The sequence below is a fragment of the Phaeobacter inhibens DSM 16374 genome (genome assembly GCF_000473105.1).
In the GTDB taxonomy this organism is placed as follows: domain Bacteria; phylum Pseudomonadota; class Alphaproteobacteria; order Rhodobacterales; family Rhodobacteraceae; genus Phaeobacter; species Phaeobacter inhibens.
In genome coordinates this window covers 2,020,490-2,037,898 of the sequence record NZ_KI421498.1, presented here as the reverse complement: position 1 = coordinate 2,037,898, position 17,409 = coordinate 2,020,490, and the positions used below count along the sequence as shown (strand labels likewise).

General features: G+C 63.6%; 7 protein-coding genes. All 7 read right to left on the bottom strand.

From position 1 onward, the window contains the following. Positions 1–13: 13 nt before the first annotated feature. The 7 genes from INHI_RS0113505 to INHI_RS0113475 are packed head-to-tail and all read right to left on the bottom strand — an operon-like array spanning position 14 to position 17,215. A complete protein-coding gene (locus tag INHI_RS0113505) occupies positions 14–856 on the bottom strand; it encodes a glycosyltransferase family 2 protein (RefSeq protein WP_027247985.1) in 843 nt (280 codons plus the stop codon). Further along, positions 853–3,423, bottom strand: a complete 2,571-nt coding sequence (locus INHI_RS0113500) for a hypothetical protein (protein WP_027247984.1) — start codon at positions 3,421–3,423, stop codon at positions 853–855. Before INHI_RS0113500 ends, INHI_RS0113505 begins: the two co-directional genes overlap by 4 nt. Next, positions 3,420–4,322: a hypothetical protein gene (locus INHI_RS0113495; protein WP_027247983.1), complete on the bottom strand. Its 903-nt coding sequence runs from the start codon at positions 4,320–4,322 to the stop codon at positions 3,420–3,422. Before INHI_RS0113495 ends, INHI_RS0113500 begins: the two co-directional genes overlap by 4 nt. Beyond that, positions 4,319–5,032, bottom strand: a complete 714-nt coding sequence (locus INHI_RS0113490) for a 4'-phosphopantetheinyl transferase family protein (protein WP_027247982.1) — start codon at positions 5,030–5,032, stop codon at positions 4,319–4,321. The genes INHI_RS0113495 and INHI_RS0113490 overlap by 4 nt, the downstream gene beginning before the upstream one ends. Continuing rightward, on the bottom strand, positions 5,029–9,663 hold the full coding sequence (locus INHI_RS0113485; protein ID WP_027247981.1) for a MupA/Atu3671 family FMN-dependent luciferase-like monooxygenase: 4,635 nt from the start codon (positions 9,661–9,663) through the stop codon (positions 5,029–5,031). Before INHI_RS0113485 ends, INHI_RS0113490 begins: the two co-directional genes overlap by 4 nt. Next, positions 9,660–10,730: a glycosyltransferase family 2 protein gene (locus INHI_RS0113480; protein ID WP_027247980.1), complete on the bottom strand. Its 1,071-nt coding sequence runs from the start codon at positions 10,728–10,730 to the stop codon at positions 9,660–9,662. Before INHI_RS0113480 ends, INHI_RS0113485 begins: the two co-directional genes overlap by 4 nt. Continuing rightward, entirely contained in the window at positions 10,727–17,215 is a 6,489-nt protein-coding gene (locus tag INHI_RS0113475; protein ID WP_027247979.1) for a type I polyketide synthase, read from the bottom strand. Before INHI_RS0113475 ends, INHI_RS0113480 begins: the two co-directional genes overlap by 4 nt. Between the last annotated feature and the right edge of the window lie 194 nt (positions 17,216–17,409).

The window sequence follows — 17,409 nt, the reverse complement described above, 5'->3', positions numbered from 1 at the left end:
CGACCTGATATACCTATCGCCCACGGGTCCAGCGCGCCTCATTTCGGGTGCGAAACAGCGGTGATTTCACAGCCAGCGCCACGGCAGAATAGGTCATAAACCCCGCCGGATCACGCAGCGCCAGCCGCAGGATTACAGCCAGGCCTGGTCGGTGAACGTCCTCGTTGGTCAGCAGAGCGGGAAACCGTTCTGCAATCTCCGCTACCCCGGCATTCTGGCGGCGGCGCACCCGTACCAGATTGCGAAACCCCTCGATCAGCGGCCATTGATAGCTGGCCTGCACCCGGATCCGCTCTGCCGGATCAAAGCGAAGCCGGGCAAAGATATCGTCAGCGATTATATCCGGCCATTGCTCCCAGCGCGCCCGCCCGGCGCGGTTCATCGCAAAGAGGCCGAACCCCGGCACCCCTTCGCGAACAAAGGGCAGCTTGGCCCAGAACCGCCCATATAGACGGCTGACCTGACTGCGGGCAGGAGACAACTGTGGGGCGCCGCTGGCATAGCGTGGCCGATCCCCCTTCAACGCGGCGCAGATCTGCGCCAGCAAAGGGGGGGATACGATCACATCCGCATCAAGATAGACCAGAACAGATCCCGTGGCCCGCGCCTCGCCATCTGCAAGTGCGCCGATCTTTCCACCCTCGGCCCGGTCGATCACTCTACAGGTCCACCCCTGCGGCGCAGTTACGGCACGGGCCTCTGCGACGGTGGTGTCGGCGCAGCCATTGGCGATCACCAGCACCTCTCCCGTTGCACCGGCTGGTAGCGGATCGCTTGCAAATAGCGCCGATAGGCAGGCCCCGATATAGCCTGCCTCATTGTGGGCCGGTATCAGCACGCTCAAAAGCAGTGTCATTTTGCGGCCTCCAGCGCGCGCCAGCGCGGGTTGTCATCGCTCACATAGCGCAGGCTGCCCCAGCTTCCCCATTTGCCGGGGGATGAGACATCCGAATAGGCGGTGAACAGGCTGCCGCCCAAGTCCGGCCAGCCTGCCAGAAGACTGCGGTACAGCGCGCCCATCTCCTCGGTGTAGTTGAAATGGCTGAAGAACCCGGTCAGCATTTCATCATCCACCATCGCGCCCAGACCCACCACATGGCTGCCGCCCTCATACATGATCAGGTCAAGCCCATGCGCCTCGGCGACCTTGGCATGATAGGGCAGGACCCGCCCCACAAGATCGCTGACAGTATCCTCGGAACTGCCGGAGACAAGCCCGTCGCGCAACTCTGCGGCAGCCAGGGCGCTGGCGGCATCATATTGGTGAGCCTCCACAAACTCCGCAGCTGCAGCCCCGTGCAGACCCTTGGCCTCAGCTGCCGCCGCCGCTTGTTCCCGGCTTTGTGCGATCCAGGCGCGCAGGGTGGGCGCGCGGTCGGGCAGACCGAGAATGCCACCAAAGTAACCAGTCACCGCATAGGCATCAAAAAGGCGCGCGGGTGGGCGCCGCGTCGGGTCTTCGGCCACCCACAGGGGAGCGGCCAGTATTTGCTCTTCAAGCCCCAACCAACCGGTCTGGGTAGAGACGACACGCACCAGACGGTCCTCTGCCGCGTCGCCGAATACCTCGGTCCAGATCATCGCAACCTCGGCGGCGCGGCCCCCGTAGAACTGCATCCACAGATCCTGCCCGCCCCAGCGCGCGCGCGCCTGATCATCGGCCCAGACCGCCTGTTCGAACTGCCAGTTCCAGACCTCGTTGGAGTATTCCACATAGGCGGTCAGTCCCGGATCCAGCTGGTCGCGGACCAGTCGGGCATAGTTGCGGATATAGACATCGTCGGCCATATGCGGCAGCGTGAACCACGGATCGGCCTGCAGGCGATTGGCCAGGTCCACCAGCACCTCCGCCGGGGCGCCTTTCGCGGTCCAGCTGTAGTCCTGCACTCGCGGGCGATCCTCCCATCCCACCTGAGTGCTGTCGTTGGTGGCCATCCAGTCCATGAAACGCAGCGCAGCAAACCCGCGCATCCGGGCGATCCAATCCGGGTTGAACACGGCCCCGGCCTGCCAGTCGGGCAGGTGTCTTTCCATCACCACAGTGATGTTACGAATGTAGTCGCCGACACCTTGCCGGTCACTGCGCTGAATGCGGATTTCAACCGCGCCGGGCCCTGGCGCATAGTCAAATCGGATTTCGCTTTTGCCGTAGCGGATGTTTCTTGCCCGGCCCGTGACCTCGACAATCCCGTCGCCTTCAAACTGCAGCACATACCGCCCTGTGAGGCTGCTGGCCTCTTCCGGCAGATCCGTGAGGATCAAGGTTCCGACTGAGCCCAGTTCCGGCGGGATGGCAGTGGGCCAGCCGTCCCGATCCAGATATCCCGCTGCCGCCAGATCAGAGTAATCCGCGCCCCCCCATTGACCTGCGAGATGCCCAATCCAAGGGCGCGCGGTCTTGAAGTGATCAAGGAAGGGGGCCTGCGGGCTCCAATCGGCGATAGAGGCAAGGTTCATACCAATCGGCTGCCTGGGCACGTCGATCAGAGCGGGGTCTGTCCTCACCGTGGCTGCGTCAGATGCAATGGTCTGACTGGCCTGCACAGGCCGGTTCAAGGCGGGCAGAACCGGATCCGCGGGCAGGGGCGGTGGATCTGAGGGCAGCGATGCCCGTTGAACCCGGTCCCATGCCGCATCCCAGGCGATTTCCTGCAGCCGTCGCGCCAGTGCAGGCGCGGGCGCCTCGTAGCGACCACCCCACGCCGAACGCAGCTGATGCGGCAGACCAACTGGCGACTGGCCAGTCAACACCGCATATTGCAGGGCAGAGAGGAAATAGAACCCCAGATCATTGGGGTGAATGTCGTCGGCGAAGACCTCTCCGATCCGGCTCAGGCCCGGCACGGTTCCTGCCTGAATGGCGTCATCCAGCCTGGCCATCGCCTGTCCCGCCTTCAGCAGTTTGATATCGCCGCCGGTTTTGCGGTTGACCGTATCGACAACGTTCTGCCAGCGGGGCAGATCCGCTGACAAACGGTCACGCCATGGTATCGCTGCGCCGGCGTCGAACGGCACCTCAGCTCCGGTGCCGCTGCTCAGACTGTGCCAGGTCTCCTGCAGATAGACCTCCACCTCGGGATTGGCACCATAGGCAAGCGTGTAGAACTCTGCCAGCGCCCCCTCGGTGTCGCTCCATTTCAGATGGTTGGCCAGTGGGATCGCTTCGGTCACGATCAGCACATCGATGCCGTCCGTTAACCGGGTGCGGGCGTTGATCCCCTCGGCCTGATCAGCATGGGCCCAATTATAGCTGAGCGGAGCGCCATTGATGATTTGCGCCTCGACTGTGATGGTGTCCCCGGTCTGCCCGGAGGTAAGGGCAGGTTGCTGCGCCAGCAGCTGCTCTAGCATCACCGGATTGTCGGGGCCGAACAGGGAGTGCCCGACCATGACCACACTGGCGACCAGATCCGCCAGCGTCATGGGGACACACCAGTGCGGGGGTGGCTGGTGACCACCTGCCAGACGATATCCTGCACCTGCCGCGCGCCCTCAGCGCTAAAGGCGTCAGCCGGAGTGCCATCGGGCCGTTGCAGTTGATGGGGCAAGCCAACCGGGGAGCGATGATACAATGTGCTGACATGGGTAAGCGCCACGATATAGGCGCCCAGATCGTTGATATGGATCTGATCCAGCGCGCCCTCATCGGTGCGGGCAAAGAGGTCTTCGCGGCGGGTCAACCCGTCGATTTGTCCGGCCTCAGCAGCGCGCACAACCGCCGCCATCACCTGTCCCGCAGGGATCAGATAGGCAGGGCGCTTCGGGTTGCGGCGGCTGTCAGACCCGGCCAGCCCGCCAAGCCACAGCTGATCCAGATCGTTGTCGATCCGCGACAGCCAGCCATCAGCGGTGTCCAGCGGGTGCCAGGTCTCATAAAGATAGATCCGCGTTTCCGGCGCGCCATCGCGGGCCAGATCCGCCCAGCGACGAAAATACCGCGCGCCTTTGAAATAACGCAACGCATCGCGTAGCTCGACCATCTCTGTCAGGACGACGGCGTCATAATCGCCCGATCCAACCGCCTCGCGCGCGTCGCGCCAGACCGGAGGCGTGTTCACCTGATCGAAATGCAGGATATCCAGATCCGGCTCCCAGTGATCCTGCAGGGGCGTGCCGGAGCCAAGCTGGCTGTTATAACGATGCCCCTCCGGCGCCAGCTGTTGCACCATATGTGGCATATCCGGACCCACCAGTGAGTGGCCGAGGTGAAACACCTGCATCGGCCCTGCCGGGGGGCTTAGCTGTGGCAGCGCAAAGGGTGTCGCCTGCGCGCCGATCGGTAGCAGAGACAGGAGTGCAAGAAAACCGCGCCGTCCGATCATCGCACCTGTGGCAGCTGTGCGGCGGTCGCGATCAGCCCCTCCCCAATGACAAATCCTCCCTCAATCCTATCCCCCGTCAGGAAGGGCGGCTGATCAGCCGTAAACCGCGCCGAAAACTGCCCGCTGATCTGATCGGTGTCGTCTGCCACATTCATCTCCAGTTCCATCCCGTCAAAGCCGAAAAACCGCTCGCTCAGGCGATACTGGCATTTATACGCGGCTTCCTTGGCGGAGAATATCACTTTGGCCAACTGGCCAGGATTGTTCTGCTGTGCCAGCCAAAGACGCTCCGCCGGGCGGCAGATCTGCGGGATCAGATCATCGGCGAGTGGCGTGTCCTCCTCGACATCAACGCCAAGCCCCCGCATTTGCTGCGGCAGGGCGACGACGGCAACGGCGGTGCTGCGACAATGGCTGATCGACCCGACCAGCCCAGACGGCCAGATCGGCGCGCGTTTGGGGCTGACGGGAATCGCGCTTGGTGTCAGGCCCAGCGTTGCCATCGCCTGATGCGCAGCGGCGCGGCCCGCTGCGAACTCGCGCCGCCGTTTTTCCACTGCGTTTGGTGACAGGCAGGTGGCCTCCTCAGGGAAGGGCGGAGGTGGATCGGCCTGCGGGTCACAGACCTCGACTGCAACGCTGCCATCAAACAGCGGACGGATTAGCTCCCGGTGCCGGACGCTGCGCAAGGATGGCTCAACCAGGGTCATCCGCTGCGTGCCTTTCGGTTGGCCCGCATTGCGCGGCGCTTGGACATCATGTCGGATTTCGCGGCCGGATCAACCGCCGGGGCTACTGTCGCGTCCTCCGTCGCAGGGGCCCCTGTCAGCGCGTCGATATGCCCGGCCAATCCTGACAGCGTCGGGAAGCGGAAAATATCGGTAATCGACAGCTTTGGTACATCAAGCGCGCCGCGAATATCGCGGTGGGCCTGTACCGCCAGCAGGGAATGGCCACCGAGGGTGAAGAAATTATCCTCAGCCCCAATACCACTGATGCCAAGGATGTCACTCCAGATTTCGGCAATCTTGCTCTGGGCCCCGGCGCTGAGCGGCGCGTCGGAGGTGGGTACGGAAATCTGTACCGGCTTGGGATCCGGCAGGGCCTTGCGGTCGATCTTCTTGTTTGGGGTCAGCGGGAAGGCAGCGAGATGTTCGATATGGCTCGGCACCATGACTGCAGCCAGTTGTTGCGTGAGCGCGGTCTTCAGCACCGCCTGATCCGGTGCCACAGGCCCGGTTACATAGGCGATCAGCCGGGTGTCACCTGCGGTTTCGCGGGCGACGACAACAGCCCCAGTGATTCCGTCCAGCGCTGCCAGCGCGGCCTCGATTTCACCCAGTTCGATCCGCTGGCCGCGGATTTTTACCTGATGATCGCTGCGGCCAAGGAATTCCAGCTGACCGTCACCACGCCAGCGCACCAGATCCCCGGTACGGTATAGGTGGGTTGAGGGCACATGCGTCCCCGCATCGGCAAAGGGATCAGGGATGAAACGCTCCGCCGTCAGCTCGGGGCGCTGCCAGTAACCGGCGGTTACACCGGCGCCGCCGATCAGCAATTCGCCGGGCACACCAACTGGCTGAGGAGTCAGATCGTCCGTGACGACATAAACAGTGGTATTGGCAATCGGCGCCCCGATTTGCGCGGTCCCGGCGGGCACGCCGGATAGGGTCTGCATGGTTGACCAGATCGTGGTCTCTGTCGGCCCATACATATTGTGGATTTCGGCACGGGTTGTCGCGCGGAGGCTGGCCACTAGGTCGCCCGGCAGCGCCTCCCCTCCGATCAGCAGATGCGACAGCCGCCCCAGCACCGGGCGCGCATCGGCATCCGCGGTGATCATCCGCGCCATCGACGGGGTGCATTGCATATGGGTGACGCCATGGCGCAGGATCTGCGCCGCAAGCGAGACATCCTCCGCCGCCAGTTCTTGCGGGGCGTTGGCAAGGCGCAGCACCTCCGCAAGGGGCTTTAGCCCCTCCAGTACGATCTCCGGCGCGATGCCATAGTCGATCAGACAGGCAATCTCATCAACGCCGATCTGCTTGAGCTGCTCCACCCGTTGTAGGGCATCGGCAATGGTGCCAAACAGGCCGGAGTCTTCAAAATACCGCTCAAAGGCGAAGTCCAGAATGGCCTCCAGCTCTTCTGCCGACAGCATGCCGAGGTCCATCTCAAACGGGTTTTTCACCCCTTCAGGTTTCTTGAACGCAGGAAAGGCCCAGGCGTATTGCTTGATCAGACCAGCCGCTGCGCGCAGGTAATCCTTCATCGGTTCACGTGCGGTGGCGCGCGCGTTTTCGCGGGTGTCGGCCAGATAGCTGTGCAGCATCAACGTGACCTTGTGATCGCGCGGATCGTGACCGGCGGCACGCAGGGCGTCGTGATAGATGGTGATCTTGCCCGCGACCTCTTCGATGCTCTGGCCCAGCAGATGGGTCAGCACATTGGCCCCGATACTGCCCGCCTCGCGCCAGGTTTCTGGGTTGCCGGCAGTGGTGACCCAGACGGGTAGCTCCTTTGACACCGGGCGCGGCTGGGTCAGCACCGCGTGGTCGCCCCCATCCTTGCGCGGGAAGGCAACCTCTTCGCCGCGCCAGAGCTTGCGCACGGTCTCGATCGCCTCAAACAGCGCAGGTTTGTTGGCGGGGGGGGTGTTTTCGGGGCGCAGGATGAAATCATCCGGCTGCCAGCCAGAGGCAAAACCAATACCGGCGCGGCCGTCGGTCAGGTTGTCGATCACTGACCATTCCTCGGCAATGCGGGCCGGGTGATGCAGCGGCGCCACGCAGGAGCCCGCACGCACACCGATATTTTTCGTGACCGCAGCCACCGCCGCGCCGGTCACCGCCGGGTTCGGATAGGGGCCGCCAAAAGCGTGGAAATGCCGCTCCGGTGTCCAGACGGCGTTGAACCCGTGCTGATCGGCGAATTTCGCACCCTCCAGCAGCAGTTCATATTTGCGCGGACCGGGGCCGTCGTCATTGCCCCAGTAAAACAGGTTGAAGTCCATGCCCCGGTCGCTGGTGGCAATCGGCCCATTGGAGAGTTGCAACCGCGCCTCATCACTGGACAGCACCAGTTTGAAGCCGCGCGACAGGGTCCAGAACAGTTCCAGCACAGAGATGTCGAATGACAGGCTCGTCACCGCCAGCCAGCAATCGCCCGGCTGATGTGGGATGCGGTCATCCATGGCGGCAAAGAAATTCGCAACATTGCCATGGCGCACCATCACGCCTTTGGGCGTGCCGGTGGAGCCGGACGTGTAGATCAGATAGGCCAGATCCTGTGGGCCGGGCGCTGTGGCAGCCGTTTCAGCCGCGGCGGGCACTTCGGGCAGGGCGTCAAGGCATAGGATATCGGCTGACAATGTGCCGGGCAGCTGGTCCCGGTGTCCGCTGTCGGTCAGGATCACGCTTGCGGCGCTATCGGTGATGAAATGTGCGATGCGATCCGCCGGATAGGCCGGATCCAGCGGCACATAGGCCCCGCCCGCCGCCATCGTGGCGAGGGCGGCAATCACCAGATCAGGTCCGCGTCCCAGATAGATGCCGACATGGCTGCCCGGTGCCACGCCGCGGTCACGCAGGATGGCAGCCAGATCATCGACCTGCGCGGAGAGTTCGGCATAGGTCAGGCTCTCGCCCTCATAAACCAGCGCCGTGGCCTCCGGGGTTTGTGCAACCTGGGCCGCAAACTCCGCCGGTATGGTGCTTTGCCCGGTGTCGGAACGGGCGGTGCTGTTCCAGTCCAGCAACATCTGCCGCCGTTCGGCCTCTGGCAGGACGGGTAGATCGGCCATGGTGCCACCGGACGCCGAGGCCAGCGCGTCGATCAGCATTTCGACCCGGCCCACCAACAGCTTGGTCGCTTGCGCATCCAGTCGGGCTGTATCGATATGCAGGGCCAGCGCGCGCTCTGACAGGGAAAGGGTCGCCACACATCCGTCTATATGTTGCGCGCGCCCCAGCATGCAGCCGATATCCGGGCAGAGGCCGCTGCCCCCGGTCTGTCGCAGCTCCGGCGCGCGGGCGATCAGATCGGCCGCAAATCCACCGCTGTTGCGGGTGCTGTCCAACTCCGCAGTCAACCGGGATCGCAAATCGTCAAAGGGTGCATCGCGGCGGGCCTGCACCGGCACCCAGTCACAGATCATCCCGGCGATGGCAGCCTCCTGCAGCGCATCGGTGCTGAGCGCGATCCCGGCAGCCTCCGCTCCGGAACTGCACAGCGTGAGGGCAAGGGCGACGCTTAGCACATCAATCTCTGTCAGGGCCACATTATGGGAGAGTGTGTGATGCGTAATGTCCGCGGGGGCATCAATTGCTGGACCTGCCAACGGCAGATCCACAGCGGGCAGGGCGGCCAGCGCCTTGCGCCATTTGCTCTCGCTCGCCTGGGTTGCTGTCAGTTGTCGGGTCAGATCGCGGCGGTCTTCTGCATCAAGGGACGGCAGAACATCCCCCGTTTGGACATGATCGGTGGCGCGGATCGGGCGCCCGTCGCTGTGGTGCAATCCGCCAAGCCGCAGCGCACCGTCGCCGCAGGCCAGTGTCACCGTCTTGGCGTCGACGCTCAGCACGGTGCCCGGCACTCCGGATCCTTCTGCGATCTCTGCGGTGCCGATCAGCGCTATCGGCACGCCACTGTTCGCACTCAACTGCACCTTGGCGGCGCAGAGCGGGTTCCAGTAACCGTTGAAATCAAGCGCACGTATCAACCGGTGCAAATCGGTTGCAGGCTGCGCCAGATCCAGCAGGGCGCCCGCTTCGGGTCGGTTGGCCCGTGTATAGAGCTTGCGGGTGCTGAAATCCTGCGCCTGCCGCGCCAGTGTGCCGGTTTCCAGCTGGCCCAGCACATCGCCGAAGCTGTCCATCGCGGCAGCGTAGCATTTAGCGTTGAGGCTATAGGCCGTCTCATCCCCGGCAATCGCAAACAGGCGCTGGGCGAGGATGTCGCCCTCATCCACCCCGCCCTCGATCATGTGCCAGGTGATGCCGTACTCCGTGGCCCCTTCGATCAGGGCCCAGTTCGGCGTGTTGAGGCCGGCATAGCGCGGCAACGGACCGTCGTGAAAATTGACGCCGCCATTCGCTGCGCGGGCCAGCACGCTGTCGGGGATGATCTCAAGGTTGGCGATGGACAGCAGCCAGTCCACGGATCCACCAAAGTCGCGTGCATCCTCCAGCACGCTCAGGCCCTTGTCAGCGGCCCACTGGCGGATTTCGGCGTCTTTGGTTACCACGGCGGCGATGCTGTGGCCGCGGGCCAGCAATGTGTCCGCGCAGGCGACAAGCAGTGATTCATTGCCAAGAACGATACAGGAGAATGGGGTCATTTCTGCTCCTCCGGTTGAGACGGGGTCTGGCGGGTTTCCATAGGCTGGGTTTTGCGGCGGCGAAAGATCGCGCGGCTATGATGAACGATCAGATCCCGCAGAAAATACGGCGGGTCCGAGGCCGGTTTGTCCGACACCAGCCGGCGCAGCCCATAGAGCAGGCTGCCGCTAATCAGCGCTAATGTGGCCCCGACCGTGTAAGCGCGCCCATGGGTGCTGAGAAAGTAGTGCAACCGGCTGTCGAACCAGTATTGCGGTGTGCGCTGCCAATCCTTCATCCCGGTTGAGGCGGATCCCACATGGGCGACCTCGCTTGTGGGCAGATAATGCGTGCTCCACCCGGCGCGGGCAGCGCGATGGCACAGCTCGGTTTCCTCAAAGTAGAGAAAGAATGTCTCGTCAAAACCTCCAACCGCATCAATCACCTCGCGACGGATCATCAGGCTGGCGCCAGCGGTCCAATCCAGCTGTGTCGGCTCGGTGGGGATCTCCATCGGCACCACGGCATCTTTCAGCAGGCGCGTCACAATGCCGGTTCGCACCGAGGATTCAAACTCGCCCGCGATGGTGGGAAAGCGAAAGGCGGTGCAATGAGGCGTCCCATCAGTGCCCCGCACGTAGGAGCCAACAAGCCCGGCGGTTGGCGTGGCCAGCAAGAAATCCCGCAATGCGCGGATCGCGCCTGGCTGCACAAAGGCATCCGAGTTCAGCAGATAATAGAACTCAGGCGCGCTGCCATCGGCGAGACCGAGGCGAAAGCCGATGTTCATCCCCGCCCCAAACCCGCCGTTGCGGTCGCTGGCGATCAGGCGCAGGCGGCCGCTGTCCAGCCAGCCGCGCGCCTGCACCGCCGTGAGCAACTGCTCATAAGAGCCATCGGCGGAGCCGTTGTCGATGATCACCACTTCACCGGGCAGCTCTTCCATCTGCTCCAGCGCGGCGGCGGCGCAGTCCAGCGTCATCTGAGGCGTCTTGTAATTCAGGATGATGGTCAGAATGCGCGCTTCTGCACCACCCGAGGAGGTGTCCAAAGGCGGCGCGGCGGAGGGAGCGGCGGCTTTGATCATTCTGCGGCCTCTGCTGTGCTGCGGGCCAGCGCTGCGGCGTCGGCGGCATCCAGCCGCGCCTTCACCTCTCCTGCCAATACACTGACATTGGGCACCAGAACCATACTGTCGTGATCGCCGGGGACTTCGACCACCTCAACTGCGGGGGCCCAGCGGGTCCAGTCGTTGTCATCAAAGACATATTCCCGCTCGCGGCTGACCCAATTCCCGGCAGAGACCTGCCAGTGCCGGTCCAGCGGCGGGCGGAACAGCGTCAGTGGCCCGGACCAAGGCTGCAGGTCATAAGCGGGCAGGGCGGCGCGGAAGGCCAGTTCGACCTTGCGGTTGTTGAACACCGGTGCTGCGCTGTCGCCGCTGGCAGCATAGCGACGTTTCTCGATCTCCCAGGCGATACGATTGCCGATCCATTCGCCCAGGTAGCTGATCCCCTTGCTGCGCAGTTCGGCCCATTTGATCAGCGCCTTGTCGCGGCGCGACAGCTCCGGGCGCAGCGGCAGCGGCGTGTCCAAAAGGATCAGCGCGGCAGTCTCTTTACCCTCAGCCTGCAATTGCTGGGCAATCTCATAGGCGGTCAGCCCGCCGCCGGAGAAGCCGCCCAGCAGATAGGGGCCGTCGGGCTGGACGCTGCGGATTTCGACAAGATAATCGCGTGCGGCCTCGTCCAAACGGTCATGTGGCGCATCCTCGCCGATCAGGCCGCGGGCCTGCAGCCCGTAAACGGGGCGGTCCTTCCCAACCATCAATGCCAGATGGCGCAGATTCAGCACATTGCCAAACATGCCAGCGACCAGGAAGAACGGTCGCCGCCCGGTGCCATCACCGGGGTGCAGCTGGACCAGATGGGTATAGCTGGGGGCCTCAGTCGGTGTGTCGCCTGCGGCATCAATCGGAGCCTCGGTGGTGAGACCGCCACCGGTGCGCGCAATCACCAGCTCTGCCAGCTTGGCAACCGAGGGGGCCTCAAACAGGGTGGAGATCGCCAGATCAACGCCAAAGCTTCGCTTGATCTGTGCAAAGAGCCGGACCGCGATCAGGGAATGACCTCCGAGGTCAAAGAAACTGTCTTCGACCCCAACCTGCGCCACTCCAAGGAGCCGTGCGAACTGAGCCGCGATCTCTTCCTCGACCGAATTGCGCGGGGCAAGGTAATCGGTGTCCAGTTGTGGTCGCTCAAAGCTCTGGCTGGTGTCGGCATTCTGCGGCGGCGGTTGATCGGCCTGTGCAATCAGATCCGGCAGCGCCAGAGAAGAGACCACCACCTGCGACAGCCCGGTGGCGAGCGCACGGCGCAGAGCCTCGGGGCCGTCCTCGGCGCGGATCCCTTGGGCGATATTGCGGTGAAGGCGACGTTCCTCCGGTGACAAGGGCTGCGCGCTGCCGGGAGCGATCAGGCCCAGATCCTCAGCGCTGGCGTCTGCGCCCTCTGCCGGGGCCAGATTGGTCGCGCCGGGCAGATGCTGCATTTGAAACCCACGGATTTCTGCCACAACAGTGCCATCAGCTGCCGCCAGCGTGATGTCAAACCGTGCGCTACTTGCGGTGCTGTCGACCAGCCGCATATGGCTCAGCAACTCAACGGGCAGCGGGGCAAAAATCTGGATGCTGTCATAGGATACCGGCACCCAAAGCGCGGTGCCCCGATAGGCTGGGGCCAGATCAATGGCCCAGCCGGTGGCCAGATCCAACAGCCCGGGGGGCAGCAGTGTGCCGTCTTCTTCGGCAATCTGCGGCAGTTTCAGCTGGGCAAGACCTTCTGCAGCACTGTGGCGTGTTTCTTCCAGAACATGCCAGCGAGGACCGAATTTCAGATGCGCTTCCTGCGGTGTTTTCAGTCGTTCTGCGGGGGTGGCCACCGATATCTCTGGCGTGCGGAGCCTCAGCTCGGCGATATCGACCGGCGCAGGCGTGCCCCCATTGATATCGGTTTCCAGTAGCGCCTGCACATGAAGGGCGTAGCCTTCCGCGGTGCGGCTGTAGACCGCAAAGTCATAGCCGCGTTCCACCGGGGTCAACCGGACGGTCATATCGCAAGGTGCTCCAGTGACCACCAGAGGCCGCAGGAAATAGAGATCGCGCAGCGCGAAAGGCGCGTCATGCCCCAACTCTGCCAGCGCTTCAGCGGCATATTCGATATAACCAGTACCGGGGACCAGCGCGGTGCCATTCTTGGTGCGATGCTCATCCAGAACCCACTGATCGCTGGTCAATCGGCGGTGAAACAGCAAGCTGCCGTCATGGGAAAACTGACGGCTGTCCAACAGCGGCTGATCGCAGGGGCTTGGGTCACTGCCTGCCTCGGGCTGGTGTGAGCCGAGGGCATCCGCCGCCATCCCGACGTCCGCCCAGACCCCCCAGTCGACAGCGACCACATGTGTTCTCTGATCTGGTGAGGAGAGAGCCGTGCAATGTTTGGCAAAGGCGTTGAGGTATTCATTGGCCGCGACATAATCCACCTGACCAATCGGGCGCGTCACCGTCGAGGAGGAGGAAAACAGCACCATCAACTCCAGCTGACCCGTGCCGAAAATGGAGTCCAGTACCCTGAGGCCGCTGACCTTTGGAGCGAGAACCTGGGCGATATCGTCTTCTGTCTTGGCGAGAACCGGCGCATCGTTGATCTGCCCGGCGCCGTGGATGACGCCGGTGATCGGGCCAAAGGTCTCCTCAGCCGTTGCAACAGCGGCGCGCATTTGCTCACTGTTGCAGACATCCGCGGCCAGCGGCAACACCCGTCCCCTGCCGATCGCGTCCAGTGCCATCACCGCGCGGATGCGTTGCGCGGTTGTATTGGCCGGGCTGTGACGATTGAGATAGCTTTCCCAGTTATCGCGCGGTGGCAACCCGCCGCGCGAGACCAGCACGACATTGGCGCCGTAGCTCAGCATCAGATCCGCCGCAATCGTGCGCCCGATCCCACCGTAACCGCCGGTGATCAGATAGGTGCCGCCTTCGCGGAAGGCAGGGTTGGACGATGGTGCTTGCTCGCTGTCTGGCAGCGCCACGGGGCGCCACCGCAAGGCATAACGCTTGTCGCCGCGCCAGAGTGCCGTGTCGTTTGCCGGGTCCGCCAGCACCTCCTCCAGCAGGCGGTCGGTAATCGGCACCGGAGCGTCCTCCGACAGCCAGCGGCGCAGACCATTGGGGCGGGTTGGTAGCTCGATATCCACCGTGGCGCAGGTCAGGCCGGGGATCTCGCGCGGCAGTACGCCCGCAGGGCCGGCAATCATTGCCTTTTCCGGGTAGGGCAGCGGCTCGTTGCGCAGCTGTGCTGCCCCGGTGGTGAAAACCGTCATATGCACAGGCTGCGGCAGATCGATCTGGGCCAGAGCCTGCCCCAAGGCGGTCAGCGCATAAAAGCCCATCTCCAGATTGCGATCAAAGAAGGAGGCGCCGGGACGGAAGCTCTCGCCCTCAGTGACCAGCCAGAAATGGCCGATCCGACTGGGCAGAAGATCCGCCAGCGCCAGATCGGCAAGCAGCGCATCATAGCCCGCGCGCCCCTGTTCGGGGGCCAGCATATAGCGGCTCTCGCTCAGCTGTGCATAGGTGTCGCCGGGGGCCACCCGTACCACTCTGTGGCCTGCCTGCTCCAGCCGTGGCGCCAGATCTGCGCAAAGTCCGGTGTCGCCCTCAAACAGCAGCCAGGTTTCAGGCTGTTGATCCAATTCCGCCGTGACGTCGAGATCGCAGCTGGCCAGCGCCGGTCGCCAGCTGGGGCGCGATCCCCATTGTGACAGATCGTCGTGGCGCAGAGGCGTGCTGATTGCGGTTTCCGCAGTGGTCGGGGCCGCGGGTTCGATGAAATAGCGGCTGCGCTGAAACGCATAAGTTGGCAGCGGAAGACGCTGGCGGCGGGCATCACCCCAGATCTGATCCCAATCTGCCTCCAGTCCGGCGGCCCAGAGCCGTCCGATCACGCCAAAGAAATAGGCGTCATCGGCCATCGTCTGGTCGGGATGGCGCAGCGAGCTGAGCACCTGACCGGGTTTGATTGCCGGGGCCATCTGCGCCAGAGAGGACAAGGCCTTGCCGGGGCCAACCTCAAGATAGAGCCGGTTCGGCTGCTCGGCGAGCGTGTCCAGGCAGGCAGAAAACATCACCGTATTGCGCAGCTGACCGACCCAGTATTCGGGGTCGGTGGCCTCGGCGTCACTCAAGATCCTGCCGCTGCGGTTGGACAGGATCGGGCGACCGGGTGCTGTCAGGGTCAACCCGCGCAGGAACTGGCGATACTCTTCCAGGATACCCTCCAGCATGCGGCTGTGAGCGGCAATGTCGATCTGGATGCGTTGATGATCCACCTCATCCGCCGTCAGCTGCGCCGCCAGCGCATCCAGTGCCTCCTGCGGTCCGGAGACGGCTGTGAGGCGCGGGGCATTGACGCTGGCAATGTCCAGCTCCGGTGGCAATCTGGCCTCCACCTCCTCCAGCGGCAGCGAGATCGACAGCATGCCGCCCGCAGGCACCTTGTCGAACAACCGTCCACGCAGCAGCACCAGATCGATGCAATCCTCAAACGACAGCACCCCGGCCAGACAAGCTGCGGTGTTCTCCCCCATGGAGTGACCCACCAGCGCGGCGGGGCGTACGCCCCAGCTGAGCCACAGTTGCGCCAGCGCGAATTCAACGATCATGATCAGCGGCAGTTGCACAGATGGCTGTTGCAGGCGCGCATTGGCGGCGCCCTCCTGTCCCGGATCAGGCAGCCAGAGCGCGCGAATGTCATAGTCTAGCTGGCTCTCAAGGTGATCCAATCCCCGGTCCATCCAATCGGCAAAAACCGGTTCAGTTTCATAAAGATCCCGCGCCATGCCCGCATATTGCGCGCCGCCGCCGGGGAACATGAAGACCACCTCAGGTGTGCTTTCTGCGCAAGTATGGTCAAACACGCGCCTCGGATCGCCCGCCTCGAGCAGGGTGGCCGCCTCCTCCGGGGTTTCGGCGACCAATGTCCGACGCTTGGCAAAGCCGCGGCGGCCTTCCTTCAGCGTATAGGCGACATCCGCCAGCGGCAGATCGGGATTGGCGCGTAGATGCGCCGCAAGAGCGGTGGCATTGGCATCGAGCGCTGCTTTCGAATGGCCGGAAAGGCACAGCACGTGGAACGGGAAATCGCTCTCATCTGAGGCGGGACGGGGGGCGGCTTGTTCCAGCACCGCATGGGCGTTGGTGCCGCCAACCCCGAGCGCATTGATCGCCGCGCGGCGGGGCCCTTTGGCAGAGGTCCAGTCGCGCAAATGGTCGTTGACCACAAAAGGCGAGGTTTCAAAATCAATGGCCGGGTTCGGTGCCTCATACCCCAGACTGGGCGGGATCTGGCCGTGGTGCAGTGCGAGCGTTGTCTTGATTAACCCGGCAACACCGGCGGCAGTATCAAGGTGCCCGATATTGGTCTTCACCGAGCCGATGCGGCAATAGCCGACCGCGGGCGTGGTCTCGCGGTAGGCTTCGGTCAGGGCAGTGACTTCAATCGGGTCGCCCAGATAGGTTCCGGTGCCGTGGCATTCGACATAGTCGATGGTATCCGGCGGGGTCTTGGCGGCGCGCAGCGCCTGTCGCACGGCGCTGGCCTGCCCTTCAACCGAGGGGGCGAGATAGCCCGCCTTGTCGGCGCCGTCATTGTTGATCGCCGAACCCTTGATGACGGCCCAGATGTGATCGCCATCCGCCAGCGCATCCTCCAGACGGCGCAATGCAACCGCCCCCGCGCCGGAGCCAAAAACGGTCCCCTGCGCACGGTGGTCAAATGCATGGCAGTGGCCGTCCGGCGACAGGATCTCGTTCTCTTTGAACAGGTAGCCCCGGCCCTGCGGCAGCTCAATCGTGACGCCTCCGGCAAGGGCCATCTCACACTCGCCCTCGCGCAGCGCCTTGCTGGCGTAATGCACTGCCACCAGCGAGGTTGAGCAGGCGGTCTGAATGTTCACCGACGGGCCTTTTAGATCGAACACATGGCTGACGCGGGTGGACAGGAAATCCTTGTCGTTGCCAGTATGGCGCAGCAGGAACATACCCACATCATCGACCAGCGGCTTGTTGGAGCAGATGTTGAAGTAGAAGTAACTCCCCATGCCGCAGCCGGCATAGACCCCGATCGGACCGTCAAGACTCTCGGGGGGATGACCGGCATCCTCCATTGCGCTCCAGGCCACCTCCAGGAATTTGCGGTGCTGCGGATCGAGGATCGCGGCTTCTTTCGGGCTGAAGCCGAAGAAGTCGGCGTCAAACTCGGCGTACCCCTCCAGCGCTGCGGTGGCGGCAACATAGTTGGGGTCGGACAGTGTCTCGGGGTCTTCGCCTGCGGCCAGCAGGTCGTCTTCGCTGACAGGGCGGATCGATTCCACACCGTCGCGCAGATTCTGCCAGAACACGCCGGGGGACTGAGCGCCCGGCACGCAGAGCGACATACCCACAATGGCGATATCCCCGCTGTACCGCGAGGCATCGAACGGAGTGCGATCCGTGGTTTTCCCAGATGTCTTCAATTGCCCCAATCGTCCTTAAATCATGTGCCCGGCCCTGAATGCAGCACTGGACATAGCCCCAACCAATTAACAACACTGACCGCCCTATCCGGGTGGTCTTGCAACAGTGGCACGAATTGGTCCCCAATCTGTGAACAGGGCGTTCGCCCGCTGGCCCCCAAGCCGACGGAAAACCCTGTGCGCAGTGTGAACCC

Excerpts from the sequence above, each read along its gene's own strand:
- INHI_RS0113505 (WP_027247985.1), bottom strand. The coding sequence starts at position 856 with ATGACACTGCTTTTGAGCGTGCTGATACCGGCCCACAATGAGGCAGGC.
- INHI_RS0113500 (WP_027247984.1), bottom strand. The coding sequence starts at position 3,423 with ATGACGCTGGCGGATCTGGTCGCCAGTGTGGTCATGGTCGGGCACTCC.
- INHI_RS0113495 (WP_027247983.1), bottom strand. The coding sequence starts at position 4,322 with ATGATCGGACGGCGCGGTTTTCTTGCACTCCTGTCTCTGCTACCGATC.
- INHI_RS0113490 (WP_027247982.1), bottom strand. The coding sequence starts at position 5,032 with ATGACCCTGGTTGAGCCATCCTTGCGCAGCGTCCGGCACCGGGAGCTA.
- INHI_RS0113485 (WP_027247981.1), bottom strand. The coding sequence starts at position 9,663 with ATGACCCCATTCTCCTGTATCGTTCTTGGCAATGAATCACTGCTTGTC.
- INHI_RS0113480 (WP_027247980.1), bottom strand. The coding sequence starts at position 10,730 with ATGATCAAAGCCGCCGCTCCCTCCGCCGCGCCGCCTTTGGACACCTCC.